3 protein-coding genes are annotated in these 2944 nt (G+C 40.2%); all 3 read right to left on the bottom strand.

Features of this window, described 5'->3' with window-relative positions; all coding sequences use genetic code 11:
* Positions 1-47: 47 nt before the first annotated feature.
* Entirely contained in the window at positions 48-566 is a 519-nt protein-coding gene (gene gigB / locus WAK81_RS11110) for an anti-anti-sigma factor GigB (protein WP_422196859.1), read from the bottom strand.
* A gap of 112 nt (positions 567-678) precedes the next feature.
* On the bottom strand, positions 679-1647 hold the full coding sequence (gene gigA / locus WAK81_RS11105; RefSeq protein ID WP_004647543.1) for an RsbU family protein phosphatase GigA: 969 nt from the start codon (positions 1645-1647) through the stop codon (positions 679-681).
* Between the two features lie 103 nt (positions 1648-1750).
* Positions 1751-2650 carry an MlaA family lipoprotein gene (locus WAK81_RS11100; RefSeq protein ID WP_422196858.1) on the bottom strand — a complete coding sequence of 300 codons (900 nt, stop codon included), beginning with the start codon at positions 2648-2650 and terminating at the stop codon, positions 1751-1753.
* Between the last annotated feature and the right edge of the window lie 294 nt (positions 2651-2944).

The raw sequence follows: 2944 nt of genomic DNA, 5'->3' as shown, positions 1-2944 counted from the left end.
CATTTGTACAACAGAAAGTAAAGTCATAGGGTCCTCTTATAAGATGGTTATACCTTTTGATCGGAAATTTTATCTAAATTGTCTTGCTCTTTCTGTAGCTGTTTGACTAAAGGTTCAAACATGTTCTGATTGCTTTGATTCAGTTTCATCAAGGTTTTATGCGCATCCAGAACCGTATTTAGCATATTTTGATGCGTGACATGTTCTTCCATCAGCGCACGTGTGCAAACATTTGGATCGCCACAATAATTCAGAATCACAAACACCTGGCTCAGTCCCATACTGTTGGCCAAAGTGGTAATGTCAGAATTGGTAGAAAGCATGACAGCCTGGATATTGTGTACTTGCTTGAGTTTGAGTCCTAGTTTCGCTAAAACACCGAGTACGGTACTGTCAATGAAACTGGTTTCGGTGAGATCAACGATAGCGCCAACTACGTTGTCTTGCTGTTCAATTTTGTTCAGTAATTTGTCTAGACTAATACAAGATTGGGCACGCACTTCGCCGATAAGCTTAAAAATATGCGTTCCGTTCAGACTTGCATATTCAACATGACCTGTTGACATATAAATGCCATTTGCAGAGAAAGATATTAAATTATCCCATAGGGTGTATTGATACTCAAGTGGCTGAAAGTAGTAATCAAATTAAGTGCTTATAAAGCCTGTAAATATACTGCTAATTTACGCGGATAAAGCTTAAAAAGGCGATATCGTCAGCCACATGTTCCGGAGCCTGAAAAGATTGATTCTGCAAATGGTGTAATAATTGCGAGAATTGTTCATTTAAACCACCATCAAAGGGTTCCAATGCCCCATCCGAACAGATAATAAAGCGCGCATTGCGACTTAATACCCATTCATTTTCCTCAACTTCAAGATCTTCGGTTAAACCCAAAGGGAAGCTGCTGGAAGATAGAATTTTAGGCTCTTGATTGGGTTCAAATATAATCGGTGGTGGATAATGCCCAGCGCTGGACCATTTCAATACATGGGTTTCCAGATTAAGAATCCCGGCAATCATGGTGATGTGCTTTTCAATATTTTCCTGCATCAGCATTCCGTTCAGCTTCTTGATCAGCTCGCGTGGTGTTTTAGAGCGGCCATGGAAAGCTGCCATCCAAGAGGTGAGTAAGCTACTGGTGACACCATGTCCAGAGACATCGGCCAAATAGAAAATCACTTCTTTGTCGCTGATTTTCCAATAATCATACCAATCTCCTGAAAGATAGGCTGAAGGTTGGAAATAGGTTTCGACCTCGTAATTGGTCAATTCAATCGGATTTGGTAACAATCTTTTTTGTAATTCTGCCGCAGAAGGAAGGTCACGGCTATCCTGGTTACGCTTATATTGCGCATCAATTTTTTGTAATGCCAGATCTGGATTCTCGGGAAGTTTGTTCCAGATCCAGCCTGCCAAAGCCCCTTGTTCCCAGGCCTGAGCCAAAGCAGTACCTTCATTTTCTAAGGCCAGTACAATCGTAGGCAGATTCCACTTATATTTCAGATAATCATGTACATCTGCAATCGCAATAATCGTAGAGTCATACAGTTCATGATCATCCAGATAGATCATCTGAACATGCGGAAGCGCATCAAGTACTTGATCTAAGTATGGAATATCACGAGTCGGTTGAATGAAATACATAAAAAAGTGATTCAATCCCAAGATTGGTTATAAGATGTACTATAATAAGCAAAGTATTGCTAGCGAACAGATTTTCACTAGCAATCATACATGAAGCTTAAACTTAAAGATCTTCGTTTGAAGATTCAATGTTGCTATCACTAGAAGGTACATCATTAGAATTTTCATCTTCAAAATCATCTTCTAGGAACAGCGTATCTTGCTCTGTACCTTTCTTTTCTGCAATTGTATAGTTGGTACGTTGCAAATAAATATCGCGAATCTGCGCATAGCGATCACCAGTCAGCACTCCTTCAACGTCCAGTATTTCTGAACGGGTATCAATGGCACGCCAAAACTGATCTGTCCAGTAAAGTCCATCTTCATCTTCAAGAAGGTATTTTTGTGGACGGGCCTGACTATCTACAGCAGTGCCAACTACCCCACGGACAGAACTTGGTCCTAAAAATGGCAACATGATATAAGGGCCAGAAGGCACGCCATAATACCCTAAAGTAATTCCAAATTTTTCTTCTTCATGACTCAAGCCCAAGCGACGTGCTGGATCAGCCAATCCTAAAGTCGTTAATGTATTGATGGTAAAACGACCTAGAGATTTAGCAGCGCGGGCAGGACGACCTTGAATCAACTGATTCACTACATTCCAAGGTTCACCCATGTTACTGCGGAACTGGGTATAGCTGCCACGAACATCTTGAGGAACTTTTTCCACATATTGTACGGCTATGGGACGTACCACGGTGCGGTCAATCGCATCATTAAACTGATAGATCTTTCTATTTAACGGCTGAAAAGGATCTTTAACTTCCTCAGCCTGTGCTGCACTAGCATCGACTTTCAGTTGCGTTTGTAATTGTTGCGCTTTGGTTGAGATCTTTGTTCTAAGCGGCGTTTTTGCAGGCTCGTTTTCCAGATTTTCCACATCGGTGGCCACCTCGGCGAAAACATGTGCGCTTGAGGCTAAAGAAAATAAGCATATAGATAAGTAAATAGAACGATGCATAAGGTAACCCGAGGCCTTTTCTGTTTAAGTAGCACTACTTATTAGTATGAAAATAATAAACGTTATATTCGCGAATAGACATCATTTAAGCAAATTTGTATAAAAAATGAATGAAAACACACGAAAAGCTTAAAAAATATACATACAAAATGATTTTCTTGAAAAAGGTGTTGCAAGGGATCTGAAATGCTGTAGAATGCACATCCATCGGCGGTGATGAAGATTAAAACTTCTGATAAAACAGTGACTTAGTTGAGTTTGATTGAGTTGGGTTTTATTTGACAAGTTTAAAAA

Source organism: Acinetobacter sp. (assembly GCF_049284435.1).
In the GTDB taxonomy this organism is placed as follows: Bacteria; Pseudomonadota; Gammaproteobacteria; order Pseudomonadales; family Moraxellaceae; genus Acinetobacter.
Note: the sequence above shows the minus strand (reverse complement) of the source record. Positions and strands in the feature narration are given on the sequence as shown.